Here is a 25,711-nt window from a genome sequence, read left to right as displayed (position 1 = left end):
GGCTGCTTCTGGGGGCCGCTGCAAACCGCGGCAGCGTAGCCGACGGGTACCACAGCCATGAACTCCCCTTTCGGCTCCCCCAGGAAGTGGAGCACGTCGTCCTTGATGAGAAAAAGGATCCCCAGCCAGACAGCGCCGAGTCCGAGTGAGGTCGCGGCCAGGAGAAGGTTCTGAACAGCGGCTGCCGAACTCTGGATCTCCATGGTGCGGAAGAAGTCCTTTGCCATCACCTCCTCGACCTTAAAGAGTTCTGTTCCGTGCCTGATCAGGTCGCCGGTATTCACAATCGCAATGACCACCGGCGCACTCACGATGCTTCTTGCTGCCATACGAAGGAGGGCCGACGCAGGACGGGGAAAGTCCGAGGATCGTGTAGTAACGAGGTGTGATAATTCATGCCTCTTCTCTTCTCTCAGCACGATAAACCGCCAGGATTGTTGATTATGGGCAGAGGGCGCTTCGTTGGCTGCCTGGAGGAGGATCTTTATGTAATCATCAGGAACATCCTCTTTCGTAAATGTCCTGATGCTGTGGCGATTCCGTATGGTCTGCAGTGTCTCATTGAGAGAGGAGCCTGAATCAGCCGGCATTACCGTTCCCCTCTTTCTTTTCCTTTCATTCGAGACTCGCAAGCAATTCTTTCAACTGTTCTATCCCGTAGGGCTTTGCTATTGCATTCACAAAACCGTAGGTCCTGAAGTCCTTCATGATCGGGTCATGGGCATAGCCGCTCGAAACAACGGCCTTTATCTCAGGGTCTATCTCCTTGAGCTTCGCCAAAACTTGCTTTCCGCCCATCCCTCCCTTTACGGTCAGGTCGAGGATGACGGCGTCAAAGGTTCTCCCTGATTCCCTCGCCTTCTTCAAGACCTCGATCGCCTCCTCCCCGCTCCTGGCGGCCTCAACTTCATGGCCCATGGCAAGGAGCATCTCTGTTCCAATATAGCGCACCCTTGGGTCATCGTCCATCAGCAATATGCTCCGTTTGCCGGCCACTCCGGTACGACGCCGCGTAGCTGTCGTTATGATCTCCTCCTGGGCTGCAGGGAGATAGATATGGAAGGCTGTGCCCCTTCCTTCCTGCGATTCTACCGTCAGGAGTCCATCATGTTTCTTGATGATGGAGTGAGAAATCGTAAGGCCGAGCCCCGTGCCCTTCTCTGACCCTCTCTCCTTGGTACTGAAGTATGGGTCAAAGATCTTCGCCAGGTTTTCAACGGGTATACCGACTCCCTCGTCCTTCACAAGTATGTGAAGATAGTCGCCCTCCTTTAGGGGCAGTCTGTCCTTTGCGGTGACAGCAACATTGCCGGCATCCACCCTCAGGATTCCTCCGTTCGGCGTCGCCTCCCTCGCATTGACGACGATAGCACTGACGGCCTGCCTTATCTGCCCCTCATCGATATCGACCGCAGAAAGATCGTCGGCAATGTCGAACACACAACTTACGTTGGATCCGCTCAGGGAGAGGTTGACGGATTCGATCAGCAGCTTTGACAGAGACGTTACCCGTCTGTGCGGCTTCCCGCCCGAAGAAAACGTGAGGAGGCGGTAACTCAGGTCCTTTGCCTGCTCAGAAGCCTGCTCAGCCAGTTCCAGGAGTTCAGATCTCCTGCTGCCGGGATCTTCGTAGGTCCTTGCGAGAGAAATGTTTCCCATAATAATCTGAAGGAGATTGTTAAAATCATGGGCAATTCCTCCTGCAAGGACACCAACGGATTCGAGCTTCTGTGCCTTGAGAAGTTCCTGTTCCAGTTTTTTGAGTTCGGTGATATCTCTGAATGCAACGACCGATCCCACGATGTTGCCGTCTTCACTGATAGGGCTGGCGATGACCGATATCGGAAAGACCGTTCCGTCTCTCCTGACAAAGACCTCGTCATTCGAAAAAAACCGCTTTCCAGTCTTGAGGACATTGTGCATTTCGCAGTCTTCAAAGGAGAGAGGCCTTCCGTCTGCCCTCAAGGAATGAACGGTTTCATGGGCTCCTCTCTCATTCAATTCCGTTATCGTCCAGCCCAAGAGACGCTCAGCCTCGCTGTTCATGAACGTTATGCGGCCATCTGAGTCAAAGACATAAATACCCTCGCCGATATGTGAAGTGATGTCACGCAGCTTCTTTTCGCTTTCAAGAAGTCTATCCTCCGCCTTTTTCCGAACAGTAATGTCGCGCACATAGACGAGGTACCCGAGATTCTCGTTCATGTCAAGGGGCGCAAGAGGAGCGATATGGACATCGAGATACCGCAGCCCCTCCCGGGCCGTCGGGTAGAGATTGCGCCTTTTCACGAGATCAAAATCAAAGGCTATTTCCTGACGGAGAGATCTGCCTTCACGGAGTTCCTTCTTCTGTTCGTCGGTCAGGTTGGGGTCGCCGAAAAGATCGAATCCTTTCACCGCCGAGATGTCATCAACACCAAAGATCTCGAGACAGGCCTTATTCACGTCAAGGAGGATGCCTTCACGATCATATAACTCAATCCCGATTGGAGCATTCTCATAGACGCTTCTGAATCCTTCCCCCTTCGCCGGCCGGGACGCATCTCTCCGCTGCGGACGTTCATCGAAGCCCATCGCTGATCCCCCGGAAGACCGGTCTTCTTGTCGCCGGGCAGGAGGCCCGGAAAGTCCCTGCATCATGGTCTTTCTCCTTTCAGGCCCCCTGTAACCGAATCTTCTTTCCCTCACAGGATCAATACCGATAGTCGTCCACCCCTCAGAACGGAGAAACTTCCTTATCCTGTTGGACGAGATAAGTTCATCGAGAAGGGCAGGCTTTACCATGTCAAAGCTGTCGTTCTGATACATCACTCTTATCAGCATAACCCCTCCTCGCTCATGACGATGAACAGGATATCCATCCATGGTCTCCTTGTCCTAACATGAAGACCGCAGGTGTCCTCATCAGCTTCATTGTATCAGGAGAGCGTCCAATTTGCTACGATGATCCATGAGTCGGAGCATTGTGAATCAGACCTCTGGACCCTGGGTTTAATGCGGACTGTGAGGTCCCTCGCTCACAGTCCTGTCTGCCTGGTCCGCTGATCTGTCCTCGTCCTTAACATTGGCAGTCGTAAGGAATTCGGCCTCATTCCACCCACCGCCCAGGGCCTTGATGAGTAGCGCCGCCGCGACCATCCGCCTGCCTTGAATGGTGATTAAGGTCCTCTCGTTGTTCAGCGCGAGGGCTTGAGTAACGATCACATCGATGTAACTCACTGTTCCGGCCTTATACTGGTTTGTCGTTACCGCGAGCGCCTGCGTCGCAGCCTTCACTGCCTCGTCCTGCACCCTGGCTTCGTCCTCCAGGATGCGCAGAGCCGCCAGATTGTCTTCTACCTCCTGAAATGCGGTCAACACCGTCTGACGATAGGATGCAACACTCGCGTCATAGGCGGCCCGTGCCTCTTCGGTCTGCGCTCGCCTCAGCCCTCCTTCAACAACGGTCTCCAGTACCGAAGGCCCCACCGACCAGAAGCGGCTTGGCCATGTCAGCCACTTCGAGAACTGTGAGGACTCGAATCCTCCTGATGCACTTAGGGTGACAGTCGGATAATAAGCTGCCATAGCGACCCCGATCTGGGCGTTCGCAGCAGCGACACTCCGCTCGGAAGATGCGATATCCGGTCTGCGTTCAAGGAGTTCAGAGGGCACTCCCACAGGTATCGCCGGAGGAAGTGCCGTAAGCGGCGCAATCTTGAGCGAAAAGACGGACGCCGCCGTTCCGACAAGCAACGCGATGGCGTGCTCCAGCTGCGCGCGCTGAACGCTGGTATCGATCGCCTGGGCCTGGGTAGTGTTGACCTGGGTTTCAGCCAAGAGCACATCGCCTCTCGAGGCGATGCCGCTGTTGTACCGGTTCTTTGTCAGCTGGAGGGATTTCTCGTAAGCTGCTGCCGTCGCATCCAGAAGCTCCTTTTGCGCGTCGAGGGAGCGGAGCGCGAAATAGTCCACCGCAAGCTCAGCCTGCATGCTGAGCCGGACAGCTTCGAGGTTGGCCGCGCTCGCCTCCGCACTTGCCTGACTCGCCTCGACAGAACGCCGCACTTTTCCCCAGATATCAAGCTCCCATGAAAAATCGACAGGCAGCAAAAAATCATTCGTAGTGCCCGCCGAGGTAAAGGACCCGCTTCCAACATGCGACGATCCCCTGGAGCGCGTCACCGAGGCCCCTGCGGTGATCTTCGGGAAATAACCGGCGCGGACCGCCTGGACAAGCGCCCTCGCCTGGTGATACTGCGCTTCCGCAACAGCAACATTCTGGTTCGATACTCCGACCCTCTCTTCGAGTTCATTCAGCAGAGGGTCGTTGAAGATCTCCCACCATGGGCCCTTCGCAACACCATCCCTTGGTTGGGCCTTCTTCCATCCCTCGGACTCTTTGTATGACGGAGGAACGTCAGTCGCCGGCCGCACGTAGTCAGGGCCTACCGTGCATGCCGTGAAAACCAATAAGATTGTGCTTATCAAGATTACCTTATAGTGGTGATGGCTCATGTGCGCTCCTCATATTTCGGTAGACGAGGTGATCTTGTTGTCGTGCCGCCATCTCTGTCCCTTCCTCACACCTTCAACCCACAGCCTGAAACGGTCAAGGTACAGGTAAACCACAGGTGTCGTGTAGAGCGTGAGCATCTGGCTGAAGATCAGTCCGCCGACGATCGAGATGCCGAGCGGCCGGCGAAGCTCCGACCCCACCCCTGATCCCACCGCAAGGGGCAAGGCGCCCAAAAGCGCCGCCATGGTCGTCATCATGATAGGCCGGAACCGCAAAAGGCAGGCCTGAAAAATTGCCTCTTCAGGGGCCTTCCCTTCCTTGCGCTCGGCCTCGAGGGCAAAGTCGACCATCATGATTCCGTTCTTCTTCACGATGCCGATCAGAAGGACGATGCCGATGACCGCGATTATGCTGAGGTCGGTGTGGAAGAACATGAGGGCAAGGACAGCCCCCACTCCTGCCGAGGGCAGCGTCGAGAGGATGGTGATGGGATGGATGTAGCTTTCGTAAAGCACCCCGAGCACGATGTAGACGGTGATGAGCGCCGCAAGGATCAAGAGCGGCTCGCTTACAAGCGAGTCCTGAAATGCCTGGGCCGTGCCGGCAAAGCTGCTGCGGATGCTCGAAGGCATTCCCATCTCCCGCGCCGCGGCACCGATTGCGGACACCGCGCTTCCAAGGGCGACACCCGGCGCCAGGTTGAAAGAGAGCGTAATCGCAGGGAACTGTCCCTGGTGGTTCACCGCCAGCGACTTTGCTTTCGGTTCGTAGTGCGTGAAGACGTTCAACGGCGTCTGACCGCCGCCGGCGGACGTCACATAGATGTCCTTGAGCGTGTCAGGATGCTGCCAGAAGCGCGGGTCAACTTCCATGACGACATGGTACTGGTTCAGGAGCGTATAGGTTATCGACACCTGGCGTTGGCCGAAGGCGTCGTAGAGGACATTATCCATGAGCTGAGGCGTTATACCAAGCCGCGAGGCGGTATCACGGTCGATGACGAGCGAGGCCTCGAGCCCCTTGTCCTGCTGGTCGCTGCTCACATCGACGATCTCGGACATGGTCCGCAGCTTCTGGAGCATGCGCTGGCCCCAGAGGTTAAGCTCATCGAGATTGTCTCCCCTGAGGGTGAACTGATAGAGCGCGCCGCTTATTCTCCCCCCTATCCTCAGGTCCTGTACCGGCTGGAGAAAGGTCGGTGCGCCGGGCACTGATGCGAGCCCCTTACGCAGCCGCGCGATCACCTGCTGCGCCGTAGACTTCCTCTTCTCGAAGGGTTTGAGCGACACGAACATCCTTCCCGTATTCGTCGTTGAGCCACCACCTCCTCCCCCTCCGGTAAAGCCTGTGACGTACTCTACGTCAGGGTCCTTCATAACGATATTCACCACCTGCAGCAGCTTCTCCCTCATGGATTGAAACGACGTAGACTGGTCGGCAATGATCGACCCGTTGAGCCGGCCTGTATCCTGTTCGGGGAAAAACCCCTTAGGCACAAGAACAAAGAGGACGACGTTGAGTACAACGGTCACTCCGATAAGGAAGAGCATGAACCGGGAATGTCGTAAGGCCCAGCGGAGGCTCCTGTCATAGTGGTCGTGCATCCATAGGAAGGCCCGCTCGCCCGTATGGTACAGTCTCCCGTGATCCTCCCTCTCGGGTCTCAGGAGTGTTGCGCACATCATCGGCGTTGTCGTCAGCGACAGCAAAAGCGACACCATGATCGCCGCGGACAGCGTCACCGCAAACTCCCTGAAGAGCCGGCCGACCATCCCGCCCATCAGGAGGATCGGAATGAAGACCGCAACGAGCGAGACGCTCATCGAGACGACTGTAAAGGCGATCTCCTTTGTCCCTGACAAGGCAGCCTGAAGCGACGTCTCCCCTTTTTCACGGTAACGGGTGATATTTTCGAGGACCACGATGGCATCGTCGACAACGAACCCCGTGGCGATCGTGAGGGCCATGAGGGAAAGGTTGTCAAGGCTGTAGCCGGAGAGGTACATGACCGCGAAGGTGCCGACGATCGAAACAGCAACCGCCACGCCGGGGATGATCGTGGCTCTCACATTGCGCAGGAAGACAAAGACCACCAGGATGACGAGCAGGCACGAGACCACCAGCGTCCCCTCCACATGATGGAGCGATCCGCGGATGGGCGGGGTGCGGTCCACCACGACCGAGAGATCCACCGAACCGGAAAGAGCCGCTTTCAACTGCCCGAGCATTGCCCGGATTCTGTCGACCGTTTCGATGATATTTGCACCCGGCTGACGAAACACGATCACCATGACCGCGGGCTTTCCGTTGACGAACCCTGCCGTGCGCAGGTCCTCGACCGAGTTCTGGACATTCGCCACGTCCTCCAGCCGCACTGCGGCGCCCGACCTGTAGGTTACGACGAGCGGCGTATACTCGGCAGCGGTCCTGAGCTGGTCGTTTGTGCGGATCTCCCAGGTCTTCTCTGCGGTCGAGAGCTGCCCCTTCGGCCGGTTCACATTCGTCGAGGCGAGGAGACCGCGCACGCCTTCAAGACTGATGCCGTACCTGCTGAGCGCCACAGGGTTGAGATCGACGCGCACCGCGGGAAGCGAGCTGCCGCCCACGAAGACCTGGCCCACGCCCTTCACCTGGGAAAGCTTCTGCTGGATGATGGAGGACGCCGCGTCATACATGCGCTCCTTGCTCGCCGATTCGGAAGTGAGCGCGAGGATGAGGATAGGCGCATCGGAAGGATTCACCTTCCGGTACGTCGGATTGCTCGGAAGGTTTGCAGGCAGGTCTGCGCGCGCCGCATTGATCGCCGCCTGGACGTCCCGTGCAGCGCCGTCGATATTGCGGTTCAACTCAAACTGGAGTGTAATACTCGTGATGCCCTGGTAACTGGTCGAGGTCAGCTCGGTCACGCCTGCGATGCGTCCGAGCTGACGTTCAAGGGGAACTGCGACCGACGTGGCGATGGTCTCAGGATCCGCGCCGGGCAGAGACGCCGAAACAGAAATTGTGGGAAAGTCTACCTGCGGCAGAGGCGATACCGGGAGCGAGCGGAAGGCGGTTATCCCTGCGAGCACGAGCCCGACGGTGAGAAGTGTGGTCGCGACAGGCCTCCTGATGAAGGGCGCAGAAATGTTCATCGCTAATGCTGAGTTCCTTCCCCGCGCCCTGAATCACCGGTCACCGCGTCGGCGCGGCTTTCGCGCATGCGCCTGGACAGCCTGTCAAAAACGAGATAGATGACCGGTGTGGTGTAGAGGGTAAGGACCTGGCTGAAGACGAGGCCGCCGACAATAGAGATTCCGAGGGGACGGCGAAGCTCGGAGCCGGCGCCATGCCCAAGGGCGAGGGGCAATGCTCCCAGAAGTGCTGCCATCGTCGTCATCATGATCGGTCTAAACCTCAGAAGACAGGCCTGGTAGATCGCATCCTCAGGGCCTTTACCCTCTTTGCGCTCAGCCTCCAGGGCAAAGTCGACCATCATGATGCCGTTCTTTTTCACAATCCCGATGAGGAGTATAATGCCGATGATCGCGATGACGTTGAGCTCGGTCCGAAAAAGCATCAGCGAGAGCACCGCCCCCACACCTGCAGAGGGCAGCGTCGACAGTATCGTGACGGGATGGATGTAGCTTTCGTACAGCACCCCGAGCACAATATAGACGGTTATCAGCGCTGCGAGGATCAGGAGCGGTTCATTCGTGAGAGAGGCCTTGAAGGCCTGGGCAGTACCCTGGAAACTCCCCCGTATGCTCGCAGGTAGTGCGAGTTCCCGCGCCGCAGCCTCGATCGCATCGACCGCCTTGCCGAGCGCAACTCTCGGCGAGAGGTTAAAAGAGGTCGTCACTGCAGGAAACTGTCCCTGCCGGTTAATGACAAGCGGTCCCATGGATTCGGACGCCTGGGTGATCGCGCCGAGCGGAACCTGTCCGCCGTTGGCGCTCCGCAGATAGATCGATTGAAGCCCCCGCGGTCCGTGCTGGAAGTCAGGCTTTACCGCGAGGACCACTCGGTACTGGTTCAGCTCCGTAAAGATCGTCGATACCTGCCGCTGTCCGTAGGCATCATAGAGTGTATCATCGATGAGCTGAGGGGTAATGCCGAGTCGCGAGGCCGTCGCTCGGTCGATCGAGATACCGACCGTAAGTCCTTTGTCCTGCTGGTCGCTGCTCACGTCGCGGAGTTCCGGACGTGTACGCAGCACGCTGACAAGCCTTGGCGCCCACGCGTTCAGTTCATCGAAGTCAGGGTCTTCGAGGGTGTACTGGAACTGCGTGCGGCTGACCCTTGCATCGACCGTGAGGTCCTGCGCAGGCTGCATATAGAGAGATATCCCCTGGACCTTTGCAAGCTCTGGCTGGAGACGGCGAATAACGTCGCTCGCACTGATCCTACGCTCCTTCAGGGGCTTGAGGTTGATCAGGATCCTTCCGCTGTTCAGAGTTGTGTTCGTACCGTCCACCCCTATGAAGGCCGAGAGGCTCTCGACCGCCGGGTCCTTCAGGATCGCCCGTGCGAGGGCCTGCTGGCGTTCGGCCATGGCGGTGAAGGAGACCGATTGCGGGGCCTCGGAAACGCCCTGTATTACCCCGGTATCCTGAACAGGGAAGAAGCCCTTCGGCACGATGACGTAAAGGAGCACCGTTGACACAAGCGTTGCTACCGCGACCACAAGGGTCGCTTTCTGATGACGCAAAACCCATTGCAGGGACTTTCCGTAGGCGGCGATGATCCGGTCCAGCATGACCTGGGAGGAATGATAGAACCTCCCCTGCTTCTCCTCGGGAGTATGCTTGAGGATCCTGGCGCACATCATCGGCGTGAGCGTAAGCGACACCACGGCGGAGATGAGGATCGTGACCCCGAGGGTGACGGCGAACTCGCGGAAGAGTCGCCCCACCACGTCGCCCATGAACAACAGCGGGATGAGCACCGCAATAAGCGAGACCGTGAGTGAGAGGATGGTAAAGCCGATCTGCTGGGCCCCTTTGAGTGCGGCATCGAGCGGGCTTTCTCCTTGTTCCACGTATCGTGCAACGTTCTCGATCATGACAATCGCATCGTCCACCACAAAGCCTGTCGAAATCGTGAGAGCCATCAGGGAAAGATTATTGAGACTGAACCCCATGAGGTACATGACTCCGAAGGACCCCACCAGACAGAGGGGGACCGCCACGCTGGGGATCGTCGTTGCCGCGAGGTTGCGGAGGAAGAGGAAGATGACGAGTACCACGAGCGCTACTGCGAGCATCATCTCGAACTGCACGTCCCTCACCGATGCGCGGATCGTCGTGGTGCGGTCGGTCAGCATCGTGACCTTGATGGCGGGAGGCAGGGAGCTCTGGAGCTGAGGCAGAAGCCTCTTGATGCGGTCTACCACTTCGATGACATTGGCGCCGGGCTGGCGCTGGATATTGACAATGACCGCCGGAACATCGTTCATCCACGCGGCCTGGTTCACGTTCTCAACATCGTCGACAGCCTCCGCCACATCGGAGAGGCGGACCGGCGACCCGTTCCGATAGGCAACGATAATCGGCTGATACTCTTTGCTCGAAAAGATCTGATCGTTCGCACCGATGACATAGGATTGACGGGGCCCGTCAAAGCTGCCCTTTGCCTGGTTGACGTTGGCGGCAACAATAGCCGTGCGCAGGTCTTCGAGAGTCAGGCCATAGGCTGCAAGGGCGGTGGGATTCGCGTGGATCCTTACTGCAGGCTTCTGGCCGCCGCTTATGCTCACGAGCCCCACGCCGGACAGCTGGGAGATCTTCTGTGCAAACCGCGTATCCGCCAGATCTTCGATCTTCGGGAGGCGCACCGAGTCGGAGGTCAGGGCCAGGGTCAGGATCGGCGCGTCGGCCGGGTTTATCTTGCTGTATACAGGCGGGGTCGGAAGGTCCCGGGGCAGGAAGGTAAAGGCCGCATTGATCGCCTGCTGGACCTCCTGCTCGGCAACGTCAAGGCTGAGGTCAAGACTGAACTGGAGGGTGATGACCGAGCTGCCGCCTGAGCTCGCAGAGGTCATCTGCGTCAGGCCCGGCATCTGGCCGAACTGCCGCTCCAGCGGCGCGGTTACGGAAGAGGCCATGACATCAGGGCTTGCACCCGGATAAAATGTGCGGACCTGGATCGTCGGGTAATCCACTTGCGGCAGGGCCGAGACCGGCAGCTGCCGGTACGCGACAGCCCCCGCGAGCAGAATCGCGATCATCAGCAGCGTGGTCGCGACCGGCCGCATGATGAAGAGCCGGGAGATATTCATCAGCTGCGCTTTTGAGGACTGCCGCCGGGCTTTTCGTTGGAGCCTTGTCCGCCGTCCTTTTTGTTCTGGTCGCTGCGGCCTTTCACCTCAACCTTGCTGCCGTCCCGAAGCCTCTCAGCTCCATCCACCACCACGATCTCGCCTGCCGACAGCCCCGCGGTGATCGCTGCCTCGCCCGCCTGGGTCTCACCAACGGTGACAGGACGGACAGCGACGGTGTTGTCCAGCTTCACCACATAGATGAAAGCACCCTGCGGTCCCCGCTGAATTGCCGATGCCGGCACCACCACCGCCTCGCGCCTGACTTCTATGAGGAGACGGGCGTTCACAAACTGGCTCGGAAAGAGCTCATTTCCCTTGTTCGGAAATTCCGCCTTGAGCTTTACCGTCCCGGTGTTCGGATCGATCTGGTTGTCCACGGTTACAAGATGTCCTGTCGCAAGCTTCTGCTTCTGCTCGCGGTCAAACGCCTCGACAGCCATAGGAGCGCTGCCCTTGAGTTTGGAGAGCACCTGGGGAAGGCTGTCCTCGGGGATCGAAAAGACTACTGAGATAGGCTGAAGCTGTGTGATCACGACCATCCCGTTCGGATCGGTCGCATGAATGATATTGCCGGGATCGACAAGCCGCAGCCCGACCCTTCCGCTGATCGGCGCAATGATGCGGCTATAGACCAGTTGGAGCTTTGCGTTGTCGATCTGGCCCTGGTCGACCTTTATCGCGCCTTCGTACTGCCGTACCAGGGATTCCTGCGTATCAAGCTGCTGCTTCGGGATCGAGTCCTCTGCAACAAGCGTCTTATACCGCTCGAGATCGAGTCTGGCGTTCTTCAGCAAGGCCTCGTCGCGGACCATCTGCCCTTCGGCTTGAGTCAACTGGACTTCAAAGGGCCTTGGGTCGATCTCCGCAAGCAGGTCGCCGGCGCTCACGATCTGGCCTTCCCGGAAGAGGACCTTCATCAGCTGCCCGTCAACTCGGCTCTTCACCGTGACCGTATTCAGGGGAGTTACCGAACCGAGTCCGCTGAGATATACATTGATATCGCCTTTCCGCGCCGCCATGGCTACAACAGGAATACTTCGTGGCGCACCCAGTCCCTGTTTTGAAGGAGAGGGTTGGGTCTTGTCCGTCCTGGGGAAAAGGAGATAGGCCCCGACCATGAGAATACCAGTCGCGAGAACCACAACCCGCCAACGTTTGCGTGACGGACAAGGGCCGGAATGTCCGCCGATATCATCTACCCCTGGTCTTTCAGTCGGCGTCATATTCAGGGTATCACCCTGACAGGGTCGACAGAGGCCTTCACGCAGCTGCCCTCAGATGATCTTTGTGCCGCTCCATGTCCCTGTTTGTCCTTTGTCCGTTAGCCACGTGCCGGACATCGCATTTCCACCGCTCTCTGTACCAGTATAGAAATATGTGGTTCCGTCATCCCCTACCCACGTAAAGAGGACCGTTCCTGAGCTGACAAGGCCGGTGCCCACGGTTCCCGCAAAGATTGATTGATCGAGGCTGCTGCTGCCAGTGTTTTGCTTGAGCTCAAAAAGAGACGTACCTGGAATACCGCTCGTCGTAATGTTCCAGTTGCCTGCAACATTGACTAAAGCAGGAGTGTTTACTATCGCCTGCCATGTCCCGGAGTAACCATTGCTGCTTGTCCAGGTTCCCGACATCGTCGCAATAACAAGTATGGTCCCTGTGTAGTTGAAGACGGTTCCGTCTTTTTCGGTCAAGGAGAAAGAGATGTTCACATCGCTCGTAGAGCCTGAAAGCGAGCTGCCGTCAGGCGCCGTTCCCGTAATATCCTCTTTTGACTGTGAGAAAGAAAAGAGAGCGGGTTCAGGTCCCTGCAGGCCTGTCATGCCCTTGGTTGTGTGATAAAAATTCCAGGTGCCCTGAACGTTGTATAGATTTTCATCGTTCTGCCTGCCGCAGCCTATGAGGACCAGGGGGAAGCTAAGAAAGAGCAACCAGGCCTTTCGTCGTATATTTGTAGACAACATTACCATGAGCGCCTCCTGTCGTTTTATCTGCCTCTCTTCAAAGGACGTAGTAAGGGGCCTTACGTGCCCGGAAAGAAGTCTGAAGTACCCATATTTGATATCACAAAAGGCACTATTTGTCAACGAAATGGCTCAAATGGCTCTTACGACCTTCCTTACCGTTCAACGGAAATTAAAATTACCTGCCATTCTCCCTGTTCTCCCGGCTCTCCCATCTCTTCTTACGCTCTGCGAGGATCTTTTCATAGTGCTCGCGCTGATCAGGTCGCAATATTGCCCTGACCCTCTCCTGGGAGCGCGCCAGGATCTCCTCAGTCTGGGGTCTCAACGTTCTTCGTAATTTCTTCAGTTCTCCGTGGGTTTCCTTAACAATACCCCGCAACTGCTCCAACTGGGTCTTATCAAGGTGAAGATCGCTGTTCAGTCGCTGGACGATGAATTCCTCCGTCCTCCCCGGTTCACCTCTCAAAACGCCTTCCACCCTGTGCCGGTAGATGGTACCCGTCACGAGGCTGCCCGTGAGCGCACCGAGGAGGAATACGATAATGATGCTGGCGATCGTCTGCCACCTTTTCATCTCACTCACCTGTCAGGAAAGCCGTGAGCACCGTCTCTTCATTGCCAATCTTCGCCAGTGCATTCAGGTCAGCCAGGTCGTGTGTTTCGGACGCGTAGCTCCAGATACCCAGGAAGAGGACAAGAGAGGCAAAAACAGGAATGAGTCTCCACGCCCATAAGAGAAAAGGAATCTCTCCACTGCGTTGGGTACGGATCTTTGCCATGAGACGGGTCTCAAACCCAATCTCTCCCTCGGAATTATAGGGCTCAGCCTTGCGGGCGGCATCAAAGAGCCTCTCGATCCATTCATCGTTGGGGTCGGTTTCCATTGGCATCCTCCAAAATTCTCTTGAGTTCCCTCCGTGCCCTAAAGGCCCGGACTTTCACCTTTGCCTCACTCCAACCGGTCGACTCCGCTACTTCACGAACGGACTTTTCATCAAGATGGAGCAGTGTAATCACCAGCCGGTCCTCGGCACGCAATCTCGCCAGCCCCTGCTTGAGGATTTCCCACGCTTCCCTTCCGGAGGCCTTGTCTCCGGACGCGGGATCTCTGAGAAACGGTGCTACCGCATCCAAGGGCATGGTGTCTCGCTCGCGACTCCGCTTTCTCAGCAGATCATAACAGGCATTGATCGTAATCTTCGACAACCAGTGCTCAAAGGGAGCATCGCCCCGATATTTCTTCAGGCTCATGTAAGCCTTCATGAATATCTCCTGGCAGACATCGTCGAGTTCATCATGATTCCTCACAAAACGCGAAACCGTGGTGAAGACCCTTCTCTTATGTCTCCTGACCAGTTCTGCGAAGGCCTCGTCGTCGCCGGAAAGGGCGGCTTTGACAAGGCCTTCATCTGTTGGCACCTCTTCGGCCCCATTCATCTCACTCCATTCTACCCTTTTGTACGGTGACTTGTCATGGGTCAGAAGATCTTCTTCATGCCTCCAACCCGGTCTTTGAAACATAGACGACGGGAAGGATCACGTGGTTACAGGTGCAGATGATACCCTGGGTCGCGGGAAGGAATTCTTAAGAATGCGGGCCGGATAGAGAAGGGGTATCCATGGTCAGGACAGGATGGTTAACGGCGCCTGGTAACATGAACCTTTCCGCAAAAACTCTTCAGACTACACGCACTGCAGAAGGGCGACAGGGGCTTGCATATATTCTGTCCAAAGGCTACAAGGAGGCCGTTCAGCTCTCTCCAGTATCGTCTGGGGAGCCTCTCTCGTAAGGCGAACTCCGTCTCCTCGGGTGTCCTGGTTCTGACGTAGCCCCATCGGTTGACGATTCTGTGGACATGGGTATCAACGCAGATCCCGAACTTTCCGAAACCGAGCGTGATTACCAGGTTCGCCGTTTTCCTGCCTATGCCCTTGAGTTTCAGGAGTTCATCAAGGCTGTCAGGAACCTTGCCCTCATACCTTCCCGCGACCGTCTCGCTCAGGGTCTTGATCGTTCTTGCCTTGATCCTGTAAAAGCCCACGGGATAGATCGCCTTCTCTATCTTCCCTTGGGAGAGTGCAGCCATTTCAGGAGGTGATGATGCCAGATCAAAAAGCCTCGCAGAAGCTTCTTCTGTCGTCTTGTCCTGGGTCCTCAGGCTCAGGATGCAGGACACAAGGATTTTAAAGGGGTCCCTCTCTCCCGAGGCAAGGGAATCGAGCCATGGAACATGAACGGCTTTCACCGCTTTTTTCAAGAGGGACATGACCTGGCCGATGTTTTTCTGAGTCACCAACCCCTAAATCAACCTCTTTCCTGAAGCGGCTGATAGGAGCAGCCCATAAGGCCGCAGTAATTACCGACATATTCGGTCTCGGGCCTGTAGAGGGCCGGTTTTTCCTGGGCCTCGGAAAACTTCTCTTCGATGATATGAGCGCACCATCCCGCTATTCTCGACATGGCAAAGACAGGGGTCATGAGATCGCCGGGAATTCCCATGAGGTGGTAGACCGACGCGCTGTAGAAATCCACGTTCGGTTTTATCGTACTCTTTCCTCTCTTTTCAAATTCGCTGAGAGCCGCTTCCTCTATCTGGGTCGAAAGTTCATACCAGCGTTCCTGGCCGAGTTTCTTCCCCAGGCGGGAAGACATATCCTTCAGGAACCTGGCGCGGGGATCCGTCGTCTTGTAGACGGCATGGCCCATCCCCATAATCTTCTTGCCCTCATCGAGTTGTCTCTTCACCCACCCTGCAATATCCTTTTCAGACTGAAGCTCGGTGAGCATCTTCATTACCCGCGCATTTGCGCCGCCGTGAAGACTTCCGGAAAGAGCGCCCACTCCTGCTGAAACACCCGCGTACATATGGGCCATTGTCGACACGACCTCGCGGCATGCAAAGGTCGAGGCGTTGAAGGTGTGATCGGCATGAAGGATAAGGCACGTGTCAAGATCTCGGGCCAGCTCCCCATCGGGTTCCCTCCCGCTCAGCAGCCACAAAAAATGGGCGGCATGGGACAGGCTATCATTCAGCGGAAGCGGCTTCAGACCCTGCCGTATTCTGTGCCAGGCGGCGATCACGACAGGCAGACGTGCGATAAGACGGATGGCTTTGCTGACATTGGCGTCTCTCGTCTCGGCGGAGAGATCGGGGTCATCAATTGCGAGAAGGGGCACCGATGCCTGGAGCATATCCATCGCCTGAGCCTCGCGGGGCCACCTTTTCATGCTCTCGAGAATAAAATCCGGCAAACGCCTCGCCTCCAGCACTCTTCTTTCGAAGGCTTCGAGTTCCGTCGACGTCGGTAATACCCCATAGAGCAGGAGATACGCGGTTTCTATGAATGAAGAGTTCTCGGCAAGTTCTTCAATTCTATATCCACGGTAAATGAGGACGCCCTGTTCTCCGTCAATAAAGCTGATCTTCGTATCCGCCACGATCACTCCGCGAAGCCCAATGTTCTTTACGTTAACTTCACTCATCGTTTTTCACCCAGAACCTTTCATCGTGATTTACCTACCATGCTCATTAAACTATCTTGTTCGGGTAGACAGGGGTGGCGAGAAGTCATGTATTGCGATACCTTTACTGGTTGCCGCATGCCGCCGGGTGCTTAATGCGGGAAGTCAATTTCGGTGAAGTCCTCAGCTCCCCCATTGCCGGAATCCCATCGCATGCACGGTGCTTCGATCCATGCCTGTCTTACCATGGTTTGCAGCGTTCGTGTTCTTTTAAAAAAACCCTTCACTCTTTTCGCCCATCGCCTACAGCCCTTTGCCTATGGTCTGTCTCACAAAGTTCAATGTCCCGCCAGCAAGGAGATGTTCCCGCTGACGGTCAGAGACATCGAGGATGGTAACGACTGACGTTTCTCCCATCTCGGCAGGGATCTCCCTGTCACCCTGCTCGAGGCGCCTTCTCAGATTCCTGAAGATGACCGTTGAACCTTTATCAACACGATCATAGTCGGAAGGGTCCTTGAAGGTCAGGGGAAGGATGCCGAAGTTACAGAGGTTCGCCTTGTGGATCCGGGCGAAGCTCTTGACGATCTTGGCCCGAACGCCGAGAAAGCGGGGCCCGATGGCAGCGTGCTCCCTGCTCGATCCCTGCCCGTAGTTCTCACCGCCGATAACAACGACGGTGCCCTTCTCCCTGCATTCCTTGGCAAAATCCGGCGCAATCTGGGAGTAGATATACTCGCTGATCGCCTCGATATTCGAGCGCAAAGGCAGGATCTTGTTGCCTGCGGGCATAATCGTATCCGTCGAAATATTGTCACCTACCTTGAGCACCACCTCGGCTTCGAGCGTTTCCGGCAGAGGCTCAAGCGTCGGAAGGGGCTTGATATTCGGACCACGGACAATCTCCGCTTTGCTTAATTCCTCTGAAGGAAAGATGATCGAGGATTCGTCGACGATATACTCTTCTGGGTCCTTGATGCTGGGATAGGACATCTCTCCCCCGAGTTCCCTCGGGTCGGTGATAACGCCCTTCAGTGCCGAGGCAGCTGCAGTTTCAGGGGAGCAGAGATAGACCCTGTCATCCCTTGTGCCGGACCGGCCGGGAAAATTGCGGGGAAAGGTACGAAGGCTCACCTGTCCTGTGCCCGGAGCCTGTCCCATGCCTATGCAGCCGAGACAGCCCGATTCATGAATGCGTGCGCCGGCAAAGAGAAGGGAGAGCATCCCGCTCTCATGGGCGATATTCTCCATCACCTGCCTGCTGCCGGGATTGATGTTAAGTGCTGTGTCGGGATGACTGTGGCGGCCCTCCATAATCCTGGCAACGACCATAAGGTCCCTGAAAGAAGAGTTTACGCTGCTGCCGACAATAACCTGATCGGCCCTGATACCGGCAACTTCACGTACCGGAACAACATTTCCCGGAGAAGAAGGACAGGCGATGAGAGGCTCGATGCTTGCCAGGCCGATCTCATCATATTCGTCATAAAGGGCTCCTTCGTCGGGAGCAAGTTCGACCCATGACTCGCCCCGGCCCTGGGCCTCAAGGTATCTCTTCGTGTTCTCATCTGAAGGGAAGATCGAACTCGTGGCCCCCATCTCCGTTCCCATATTGCCGATGGTCTCCCTGTCTGTTGCGGAAAGACCCTTCACTCCGGGTCCGTAATACTCTACAATCTTACCCGCGCACCCTTTAACACCGCGGCGCCTCAGCATCTCAAGAATGACGTCCTTGGCGCTGACCCAATCAGGCAGTTCTCCGGTGAGTTTCACGCCGAGGACCCTCGGACAGGGGAGATGATAGGCATATCCCGCCATGGCCAGGGCAACATCGAGGCCTCCTGCGCCGATGCCGAGCATCGAGACACCTGCAGCACCGGGCGTATGGCTGTCAGCCCCTAACAGCGTCTTGCCGGGGACCCCGAAACGTTCCATATGCACCTGATGGGAAACGCCGTTGCCGGGTCGGCTGAAGATGATCCCGTAGCGGGCAGAGGCAGTCTGGAGGTACCTGTGGTCATCGGCATTCTTGTTGTCTGTCTGGAGGAGGTTATGATCAACATACTGCACCGCACGTTCAGCCTTCACCTTGCTGATCCCGAGCGACTCGAATTCAAGCATCGCCATCGTGCCCGTTGCGTCTTGAAGAAGGGTGTGATCGATCCTGATAGCGATCTCGGCGCCGGGGATGAGCTGACCTTCAGCAAGGTGGGATTCCAGGATCTTATGGGTCAGGTTCTTTGGCATGTCTCTTCGCCCCCTTTCAATTGTTCTCCGCTCCTGCAGGACGACAGGCTCCTCAAAAACTCTCACCTCAAAGACAGTCCTGTGCCCTGTAAGCGATGTTCGAGTTCCCGTGCCTCAGGCGCTCCGGGGACAGGAAGACCCTATTCTTTAAGACTGATGGCGCTGACCGGGCAATTCTCTTCTGCCGCCTCGCAGCAGCCGGCATACTCGCAGGCATCTGCATCCATGACCTCTGCCTTGCCGATCACCTCATTCAGATGAAAGACAGCAGGGCATATCTCCTGACAGGTGCCGCAGCCGATACAGAGATCGATATCGATATTCAGCTTCATCCCATCTCCTCGATGATCCCCGCCGCCAAGAGGGGGAACATGATCTCGTGATGACCGGTCAGGGCATAGGACCTCCCCTTCATCATCGTCGGTCTCCTCAAAACGTTTTCTCTCGGCCGATAATGCTGGAGAAAATCCATATTCACCGTTGTGATCCTCTCGACCTTGTGGCCGAGGTTCCTCGCCACGGTAAGGGCCTTCAAAAAGACTTCGGGCAGGATGACAGCCGAGCCGAGGTTGATATACACTCCTCCTTCGAGGTCTGAAACAACAGACGCCAGCAGTCTGAAATCCCTCAGACTCCCCTCGCCGATCATGGCACCATCAGCCTGTGGATGCATGTGGACGATGTCCGTGCCGAGGGCCACATGCACCGTAGCGGGGATTCCAAATCTGAACCCTTCCGAAAAGACGCTCTTTTTCTTGAACCTATTCTTACTCCTGAAGATATACTCGCCAAGAGACCGGCCGATACCATCGCCTTTTCTCACACCGGCCTGAATCGCCCTGTTTATCGCACTTCCTGTCTCCCGTGCCATACCAAACCTGCCGGTGCAGAGTTCACCGGCAACATCCTCAGATGTCATGCCGGTAAGGGAGATCTCGAAATCATGGACGATGCATGCGCCGTTTGTAGCGATGGCGGTTATGATCCCTCTCTTGATCAGGTCGATAATAACCGGTGATAATCCGACCTTTATGGGATGGGCACCCATGCCGAGGATGACCGGCCTCTCCTCCTTTCTTGCCTGGACGATGGAACCGACAACGTCTCTGAAGTCACCGGCGGCAAGGACGGAGGGAAGACTGCCGAGAAAGGTCTTGAAGGAAGAGCCCCTTGCGTAGGGATAAGCCGCATCTTCACTATCGACCTTGCTCTTTCTCGAACAGAGCGGATAGGTCTTCACCTTTTTCAGGGAGATCGGCCGGTACTGCTTCATACCGGAATTCTACCACAAGATCCCCGCTGAATCCAGAAACGACGGAGATTCGGACTATGTATGTATGATTATATGACACGACATTCCGGCTGCAGGGCGGTTTCTAAATTCCCCGCCATTTTTGTATAATGAGTATTCAGAACCATCTGTTATGGGCAATTTTGATATCAGACCGAGATATTCCACGCTGCTGACTATAGGCAATCTGTTCTTAGGACTCTTGGTGCTCTTTTTCCTTCTGATCCTTGTCCGGGACGCCATGACGATCAGATACAAGAGGATCGAAAAGACCTCCCCTCCTTCGACTGCAACAAGTTTCAGGAGGAACAATCTCAAGGATTATGAGAACATCCTGAGGAATAATCCCTTCGGTCTTCCTGCCGCATCCCTCATACCCCTTTCGGCCTCCCAGGAAAAAGCAGGCGCCTCCCAGACAGAGATGACCCTCATAGGGACGATTTCAGGCCAGCCGAGAAACAGCTTCGCCATTTTTTCAGATCGCACCGGGATGCAGGAGGTATACAGGGTCGGAGACACGATACCCGGTGTGGGGAGACTCGAGCGCGTAGAGAAGGACAGGGTCTCGGTGAAGGGAGCCGGTCGGCTCCTCGATATGCCGATAGCCGATATCCTGAAAATCACGGACGTCGCTCCTGCCTCGGCCGGCGCGAGGCCGTCGGATTTTGTGCGGAGCCTCGGTGGAGGAAGTTATGTTGTTGACCAGAGAAGGGTCCAGCAGGCCATAGAGAACCCGAACCAGCTCATGACGGACGCACGGCTTCAGCCAAACATCAAGGACGGCAAGCAGGAAGGCTTCGTGCTGAGGGAAGTGAGGGACGGAGGCATTTACCAGAGTCTCGGGATACAGAACGGCGATATTCTTTTGCGTATTAATGATTATAATATTTCGAACCCTGAGAGCGCGTTACAGGCATTTACCGCCCTGAGAGGGATGGACAGGATCCAGCTCGACATTATGAGAAACGGCGCAAGAACGACGCTGACGTACCAAATAAAATAGTGAGCGAGGTCGAAAAGCCCATGGAAAAAACTCGTCCTTCATCCTTCATCCTTTCCGTCGTTCTTCTCACCGCCCTTGCCGTATCTCTGACGTTTTCAGGTTCATTTGCCGATGAGAAGGCTGACGCATCAAAGGATCAGAAGGTGACCTTCAATTTTGTCGATGTAGATCTGACGGTGATTACGAAGTTCATCAGCGAGATCACAAAGAAGAATTTCATCTTCGACGAACGGGTCAAGGGGAAGATAACGATCATCGCTCCCTCGAAACTAAGCATTGATGACGCCTACAACCTCTTCACCTCTGTCCTCGAACTGAAGGGCTTTACCGTTGTCCCCTCGGGGATCAACGCTTACAAGATCATCCCCTCTGCCGAGGCGAAGCAGCGGGGGCTCAGGATCGAGAGTGAAAGGAAACCGGTAAATGAGAGCTACATCGCCCGGGTCATCCCGTTGAAGAACATATCATCCGATGACGCCCTGAAGTTTGTCCAGCCCATGATATCAAAGGACGGATACGTCTCTGCCTTCGGCCCTGGTAACCTCCTCCTCGTCATCGATTCCGGGCTCAACGTTGACAAGATCCTTTCACTCGTCGAGACTATTGACCAGCCCTCTCTCATGGAAAGGCCCGAGATCGTCTTTCTCCAGTATTCGAGTGCCGATACCGTCGCAAAGATCCTCACCGACGGCATGCGCAAGACGAAGGCCACACCTCAACCTATGACAGGGGAAGAGGCAAAGGCGGTGGCAGACCCCCGTCTGAATGCAGTGGTCCTCTTTGGCGATAAGGGTATGCGGGAATCAATGAAGTCTCTCATCGCACTCCTTGATGTCCCTGCCCCCGGAGCGCAGGGAAGGATCAACGTATACTTCCTCGAAAACGCAGACGCCACTGACCTTGCAAAGGTTCTTGAGGGCATTATCAGAGGCGCCCAGACACAGCGCCAGACCCAGCCGGGAACGCCGCCGGTAACCCCCTTTGAGGCAGCCGGCGGCATAACGATCACTGCCGACAAGGCCTCAAATTCCCTGATTGTCGTTGCTTCCCCCGCTGACTATCAGAACATCGCCCAGGTGATCAGGCAACTCGACAAGAGGCGCAGACAGGTCTATGTCGAGGCGATGATCATCGAGGCGACCGTAAATAAGTTGAAGGAACTGGGCGCGCAATGGAGGGCAACGGCGAAAGTCGGCGGGAACCCTGTGACGATAGGCGGCTTTGGAACGATAGACAACGCTGCAATTCAGGGCATAGTCCAGGGGCTTCAAGGCGCGACCCTCGGTGGATTGGGGAACTTCCTTAATATACCGATTACTACGACCGATCAAAATGGCAACCCTACCACAACGACACTTTCGATCCCCGGCTTTGCAGTCCTCTTTCAGTTAAACGAGTTCAACGATGTAATCAATGTCCTTTCAACTCCCCAAGTACTCACCTCGGACAATAAGGAGGCAGAGATTCTCGTCGGGCAGAATGTGCCGTTCATAACGCAGAGCTCAACAACTACCGGCCTGGGCGTCACAACGACGGGCACGTCAGTCCAGGGGGTTGTCAATTCCATTGTGAGGCAGGATGTCGGCATTATTCTGAAGATCACGCCCCAGATCACCGAAGGAGACCATGTCAAACTCGACATCTACCTGGAGAATTCAGCAGTCGTGAATCAGTCCACTCAGATTACGGTCAGCGTCGGTCCTACCATCAATAAGCGCTCTACCAAGACAGCCGTCGTTGTGAAGGATAACGAGATCGTCGTCATCGGCGGGTTGCTCCAGGACAACGATGAGGCACAGATAACAAAGGTGCCCCTGCTCGGGGATATCCCTCTTGTCGGACAACTCTTCCAGTCAAAGACCACCTCGAAATCGAAGACGAATCTGATCGTCTTCCTCAATCCCCACATCATCAAGGAGTCCGAGAGGCTAGCAGAAATAACAAAAAAGAAACAGACTGAGTTTGCCGTTGCTTCACAAAGCTTTGCGGAACGTGAGCTTCTCGTGAAGTTCAAAGAGGGCGTCACTCAGAATGAGGCGCTCTCTATCATTTCCCTGAAGGGCGCTTCTCTCATCGGGGTCATTGAGGGGACGATGGTCTACCATATCCAGCTGCCAAAAGGTTTATCGGTGGAAGACGCGGTCAAGGAGTTTTCGGCCCTTCCCGAGGTCCAGTATGCCGAGCCGAATTATATGCTGAAAATGCCCACGATAAAGTGAACTATGCAATCCCTTGAGACCATAAGAGACGAAGACATCGACAGTTCCCTTCTCCAGGAGATCCCCCTCTCCTTCCTCAGGAACAATCTCCTCATGCCTCTGAGAAAGGAGGATGGATTCCTCAGGGCAGCTGTCTCCGATGATAAGGGAGTCTTGGCACTCCTTGAGATAGCCGGAAGATACGGCTTGAAACCCTTTCCTCTCAAGGCCCCCCAAGGCGTGATCATCGATGCGATGAACAGGGTCTACGGACAGATCGGGACTGCGCAGGAGGTGATGGAAGGGATCACCGGGGAGGACCTCTCTTCGGTGGCAACAGAGTTTGAATCGCCGAAAGACCTCCTCGAACTGACGGAGGAGGCGCCCATCATACGCCTCCTGAACGCCCTCCTCCAGCAGGCCGTGAAAGAGAAGGCCAGCGACATCCACGTAGAGCCCTATGAGAAGGAACTCGACGTGAGGATGAGGATAGACGGCATTCTCAGGAAGGTCCTTACGCCTCCCAAGATCATCCAGGACGCCCTCATCAGCAGGGTGAAGATCATGGCAAGCATGGATATCGCGGAGAAGAGACTTCCACAGGACGGGAGGATACGCCTTCTCATCGGGGGAAGGGATATCGACATCAGAGTATCCATCGTCCCGACATCACTGGGGGAAAGGGCGGTATTACGATTGCTCGATAGAAAGCAGGGGATCAAGGGCCTCTATGAGGTCGGTCTCGATGAAACTGACGGAAAGCGTTTTGAGGAGCTCCTGGCCAGAACGAGCGGCATCATCCTTGTTACGGGCCCAACGGGAAGTGGAAAGACAACCACCCTCTATGCGGCATTGAACAAGGTCCATACGGAAGAGAAGAATATCATCACTGTCGAAGACCCCGTTGAATATCAGCTGAAGGGCATCGGTCAGATACAGGTAAATCCGAAGATCGGCCTCACCTTTGCGTCGGGACTGAGGTCCATCCTGAGACAGGACCCGGACGTCATCATGGTTGGTGAGATCCGTGATGTGGAGACAGCGGAGATCGCCATTCAGGCCTCTCTCACCGGCCACCTCGTCCTGAGCACCCTCCATACGAATGACGCTGCCTCTGCCATTACCCGGCTTGTGGACATGGGCATGGAACCCTTTCTCGTTGCATCATCCCTTGTGGCAGTCCTTGCCCAGAGACTCGTGAGGAAGATCTGTCCGAATTGCAGGAGAGCCTACGAGCCCGCATCCTCTGAGGCCACCTATTTTTCGTCATTCACGCACTCTTCACCTCTCACTCTCTTCAGGGGGGAAGGGTGTGAGAGATGCAAAGGGACCGGCTACAGCGGCAGAACCGGCATCTTCGAACTGCTCCCCATCGACAGTGAAGTAAGACAGATGATCACCGCAAGCCGCGAGGCGCAATCCATCAAAGATGCTGCTCTCTCAAGGGGCATGAAGACCCTCTATCTTGACGGTCTCCGCAAGGCGCTGAACGGCGAAACGACCCTCGAGGAGGTATTGAGGGTCACGCAAAAAGATTACGTGGAAGGATAGCGAAGGATGCCGATATTTCGTTACAGAGGATACAGGCCTGACGGTACCGAAGCAGGAGGTATCATAGAGGCGTCAGGCATGAGTGACGCACTGTCGCAGGTTAAGGCTGAGGGAATCTTTCCGAGTGAGATCACGGAACCCGGCATCAAGAGGAAGAAGAGGTTCTTCCAGCGCATCGACGAGACCTTCCTCCCGAACATGACGAGGCAGCTCTCGACGCTCTTGTCGGCAGGTGTCCCTCTCATGGACGCCCTTGCTTCCCTTGCGGCAGAGCACCACGGCTTTTATAAAGAGATGCTCCTGGCAGTTAAAGAACGCCTTTCCGGAGGAGTCGGTCTTTCCAGGGCCCTCGAAGAATTCAGTGACCATTTCCCGGAATTTTACCGGAACATGGTCCAGGCCGGCGAGGACAGCGGCAATCTCGACAGGGTCCTCCAGAAGCTCGCGGACTTCCTTGAGAAACAGAATACCGTAAAGTCAAAGGTCCGCTCTTCAATGCTCTACCCGGTCTTTATGATGGGGGTGAGCATTGTCGTACTCTCCTTCCTCTTCACCTTTGTCGTTCCAAAGATCGTGAAGATATTCAAGGACACGAAGAACGCCTTGCCTTTTGTGACCGTTGTCCTCATCGTTATCAGTGACATATTTATCAGATACTGGTGGGTGCTGCTCGGCTTCGCAGTGGCTCTCTCGCTCTCTGTCAGGAAGTTCGTAAGGAATCACCGGCTCTTCGTGGACAGGCTTATCCTCAAGATACCCGGGAACATCATACAGAGTCTCTACCATGCCAGATTTGCGAGGACGCTGGCTTTCCTCCTCGGCGGAGGACTGCCGATGTTGAAAGCCCTCGGTCTTTCCGCAAAATCGACGGGGAATCGTGAACTCGAGGCCTCGGTCCTGAGGGGCGCCGAAAGGGTCGCCGAAGGGCAGCGGCTTTCCGCATCCCTTGAGAACCTTCCGCCGGTATTCGTACAGCTCATCTCGACAGGAGAGAAGAGCGGCAGGCTCCCAGAAACCCTCAGCAGGGCAGCAGACGCCTATGAGGAAGAGTTCACGAGGAGGATCAATCAGGCGGTCTCCCTCTTTGAGCCTGCAATGATAGTCTTGATGGGCCTCGTCGTAGGATTCATCGTGCTTGCCATACTGCTGCCGATGTTCCAGTTGAACCAGCTGATCAAGTAAGGAGACGAAGATC

Annotated in this window: 19 protein-coding genes; 4 read left to right on the top strand and 15 right to left on the bottom strand. The window is 55.9% G+C overall.

The window, feature by feature from the left end; all coding sequences use genetic code 11:
• The 15 genes from VFG09_05830 to VFG09_05760 form a co-directional block, all read right to left on the bottom strand.
• Positions 1-590: nitroreductase family protein (locus tag VFG09_05830; GenBank protein ID HET6514662.1), on the bottom strand; the 590-nt coding region annotated here is incomplete at its 3' end.
• A gap of 25 nt (positions 591-615) precedes the next feature.
• Positions 616-2,823, bottom strand: coding sequence for a PAS domain S-box protein (locus VFG09_05825; GenBank protein HET6514661.1), 2,208 nt, complete (start codon positions 2,821-2,823; stop codon positions 616-618).
• Positions 2,824-2,991: 168 nt separating this feature from the next.
• A complete protein-coding gene (locus tag VFG09_05820; GenBank protein ID HET6514660.1) occupies positions 2,992-4,497 on the bottom strand; it encodes an efflux transporter outer membrane subunit in 1,506 nt (501 codons plus the stop codon).
• Between the two features lie 9 nt (positions 4,498-4,506).
• Entirely contained in the window at positions 4,507-7,632 is a 3,126-nt protein-coding gene (locus VFG09_05815; protein HET6514659.1) for a multidrug efflux RND transporter permease subunit, read from the bottom strand.
• A gap of 2 nt (positions 7,633-7,634) precedes the next feature.
• Complete coding sequence (locus VFG09_05810; GenBank protein ID HET6514658.1) at positions 7,635-10,757, bottom strand: MdtB/MuxB family multidrug efflux RND transporter permease subunit; 3,123 nt, start codon at positions 10,755-10,757, stop codon at positions 7,635-7,637.
• Positions 10,757-12,022, bottom strand: coding sequence for an MdtA/MuxA family multidrug efflux RND transporter periplasmic adaptor subunit (locus tag VFG09_05805; GenBank protein HET6514657.1), 1,266 nt, complete (start codon positions 12,020-12,022; stop codon positions 10,757-10,759). Before VFG09_05805 ends, VFG09_05810 begins: the two co-directional genes overlap by 1 nt.
• Positions 12,023-12,073: 51 nt before the next feature.
• Positions 12,074-12,766 carry a hypothetical protein gene (locus VFG09_05800; GenBank protein HET6514656.1) on the bottom strand — a complete coding sequence of 231 codons (693 nt, stop codon included), beginning with the start codon at positions 12,764-12,766 and terminating at the stop codon, positions 12,074-12,076.
• A 172-nt stretch (positions 12,767-12,938) separates the two neighbouring features.
• Complete coding sequence (locus VFG09_05795) at positions 12,939-13,337, bottom strand: hypothetical protein (GenBank protein HET6514655.1); 399 nt, start codon at positions 13,335-13,337, stop codon at positions 12,939-12,941.
• Position 13,338: 1 nt separating this feature from the next.
• Positions 13,339-13,647 (bottom strand): hypothetical protein, encoded by a 309-nt coding sequence (locus VFG09_05790; protein ID HET6514654.1) that lies wholly within the window; start codon positions 13,645-13,647, stop codon positions 13,339-13,341.
• On the bottom strand, positions 13,625-14,200 hold the full coding sequence (locus tag VFG09_05785; protein HET6514653.1) for an RNA polymerase sigma factor: 576 nt from the start codon (positions 14,198-14,200) through the stop codon (positions 13,625-13,627). Before VFG09_05785 ends, VFG09_05790 begins: the two co-directional genes overlap by 23 nt.
• Positions 14,201-14,400: 200 nt before the next feature.
• The gene (gene nth / locus VFG09_05780; protein HET6514652.1) at positions 14,401-15,057 is read right to left on the bottom strand and encodes an endonuclease III; all 657 of its coding nucleotides are present in this window, start codon (positions 15,055-15,057) and stop codon (positions 14,401-14,403) included.
• A gap of 11 nt (positions 15,058-15,068) precedes the next feature.
• Entirely contained in the window at positions 15,069-16,247 is a 1,179-nt protein-coding gene (locus VFG09_05775; protein HET6514651.1) for a citrate synthase, read from the bottom strand.
• A 282-nt stretch (positions 16,248-16,529) separates the two neighbouring features.
• On the bottom strand, positions 16,530-18,473 hold the full coding sequence (locus VFG09_05770) for an aconitate hydratase (protein ID HET6514650.1): 1,944 nt from the start codon (positions 18,471-18,473) through the stop codon (positions 16,530-16,532).
• Positions 18,474-18,613: 140 nt separating this feature from the next.
• Complete coding sequence (locus VFG09_05765; GenBank protein ID HET6514649.1) at positions 18,614-18,805, bottom strand: ferredoxin; 192 nt, start codon at positions 18,803-18,805, stop codon at positions 18,614-18,616.
• Positions 18,802-19,746 carry a hypothetical protein gene (locus tag VFG09_05760; protein ID HET6514648.1) on the bottom strand — a complete coding sequence of 315 codons (945 nt, stop codon included), beginning with the start codon at positions 19,744-19,746 and terminating at the stop codon, positions 18,802-18,804. Before VFG09_05760 ends, VFG09_05765 begins: the two co-directional genes overlap by 4 nt.
• A gap of 151 nt (positions 19,747-19,897) precedes the next feature.
• Between VFG09_05760 and gspC the strand changes: the two genes are divergently transcribed.
• The 4 genes from gspC to VFG09_05740 are packed head-to-tail and all read left to right on the top strand — an operon-like array spanning position 19,898 to position 25,698.
• Positions 19,898-20,767 carry a type II secretion system protein GspC gene (gene gspC / locus VFG09_05755; protein HET6514647.1) on the top strand — a complete coding sequence of 290 codons (870 nt, stop codon included), beginning with the start codon at positions 19,898-19,900 and terminating at the stop codon, positions 20,765-20,767.
• 20 nt (positions 20,768-20,787) lie between these two features.
• A complete protein-coding gene (gene gspD, locus VFG09_05750) occupies positions 20,788-22,986 on the top strand; it encodes a type II secretion system secretin GspD (GenBank protein HET6514646.1) in 2,199 nt (732 codons plus the stop codon).
• 3 nt (positions 22,987-22,989) lie between these two features.
• Positions 22,990-24,516: a type II secretion system ATPase GspE gene (gene gspE / locus VFG09_05745; GenBank protein HET6514645.1), complete on the top strand. Its 1,527-nt coding sequence runs from the start codon at positions 22,990-22,992 to the stop codon at positions 24,514-24,516.
• Positions 24,517-24,522: 6 nt separating this feature from the next.
• A complete protein-coding gene (locus VFG09_05740) occupies positions 24,523-25,698 on the top strand; it encodes a type II secretion system F family protein (protein HET6514644.1) in 1,176 nt (391 codons plus the stop codon).
• Positions 25,699-25,711 lie beyond the last annotated feature (13 nt).

It is taken from the genome of Thermodesulfovibrionales bacterium (assembly GCA_035686305.1).
In the GTDB taxonomy this organism is placed as follows: Bacteria; Nitrospirota; Thermodesulfovibrionia; order Thermodesulfovibrionales; family UBA9159; genus DASRZP01.
The sequence above is the reverse complement of the archived record's forward strand: the minus strand, read 5'-3'. Positions and strand labels throughout refer to the sequence as shown.

What these genes read in the sequence shown, in the direction of transcription:
- VFG09_05820 (HET6514660.1), bottom strand. Translation starts at nt 4,497, where the DNA reads ATGAGCCATCACCACTATAAGGTAATCTTGATAAGCACAATCTTATTG.
- VFG09_05775 (HET6514651.1), bottom strand. Translation starts at nt 16,247, where the DNA reads ATGAGTGAAGTTAACGTAAAGAACATTGGGCTTCGCGGAGTGATCGTG.
- VFG09_05800 (HET6514656.1), bottom strand. Translation starts at nt 12,766, where the DNA reads ATGGTAATGTTGTCTACAAATATACGACGAAAGGCCTGGTTGCTCTTT.
- gspD (HET6514646.1), top strand. Translation starts at nt 20,788, where the DNA reads ATGGAAAAAACTCGTCCTTCATCCTTCATCCTTTCCGTCGTTCTTCTC.
- VFG09_05825 (HET6514661.1), bottom strand. Translation starts at nt 2,823, where the DNA reads ATGCTGATAAGAGTGATGTATCAGAACGACAGCTTTGACATGGTAAAG.
- VFG09_05740 (HET6514644.1), top strand. Translation starts at nt 24,523, where the DNA reads ATGCCGATATTTCGTTACAGAGGATACAGGCCTGACGGTACCGAAGCA.
- VFG09_05815 (HET6514659.1), bottom strand. Translation starts at nt 7,632, where the DNA reads ATGAACATTTCTGCGCCCTTCATCAGGAGGCCTGTCGCGACCACACTT.
- VFG09_05795 (HET6514655.1), bottom strand. Translation starts at nt 13,337, where the DNA reads ATGAAAAGGTGGCAGACGATCGCCAGCATCATTATCGTATTCCTCCTC.
- VFG09_05790 (HET6514654.1), bottom strand. Translation starts at nt 13,647, where the DNA reads ATGGAAACCGACCCCAACGATGAATGGATCGAGAGGCTCTTTGATGCC.
- VFG09_05785 (HET6514653.1), bottom strand. Translation starts at nt 14,200, where the DNA reads ATGAATGGGGCCGAAGAGGTGCCAACAGATGAAGGCCTTGTCAAAGCC.
- VFG09_05765 (HET6514649.1), bottom strand. Translation starts at nt 18,805, where the DNA reads ATGAAGCTGAATATCGATATCGATCTCTGTATCGGCTGCGGCACCTGT.
- VFG09_05760 (HET6514648.1), bottom strand. Translation starts at nt 19,746, where the DNA reads ATGAAGCAGTACCGGCCGATCTCCCTGAAAAAGGTGAAGACCTATCCG.
- VFG09_05770 (HET6514650.1), bottom strand. Translation starts at nt 18,473, where the DNA reads ATGCCAAAGAACCTGACCCATAAGATCCTGGAATCCCACCTTGCTGAA.
- gspC (HET6514647.1), top strand. Translation starts at nt 19,898, where the DNA reads ATGGGCAATTTTGATATCAGACCGAGATATTCCACGCTGCTGACTATA.
- VFG09_05810 (HET6514658.1), bottom strand. Translation starts at nt 10,757, where the DNA reads ATGAATATCTCCCGGCTCTTCATCATGCGGCCGGTCGCGACCACGCTG.
- VFG09_05805 (HET6514657.1), bottom strand. Translation starts at nt 12,022, where the DNA reads ATGACGCCGACTGAAAGACCAGGGGTAGATGATATCGGCGGACATTCC.
- gspE (HET6514645.1), top strand. Translation starts at nt 22,990, where the DNA reads ATGCAATCCCTTGAGACCATAAGAGACGAAGACATCGACAGTTCCCTT.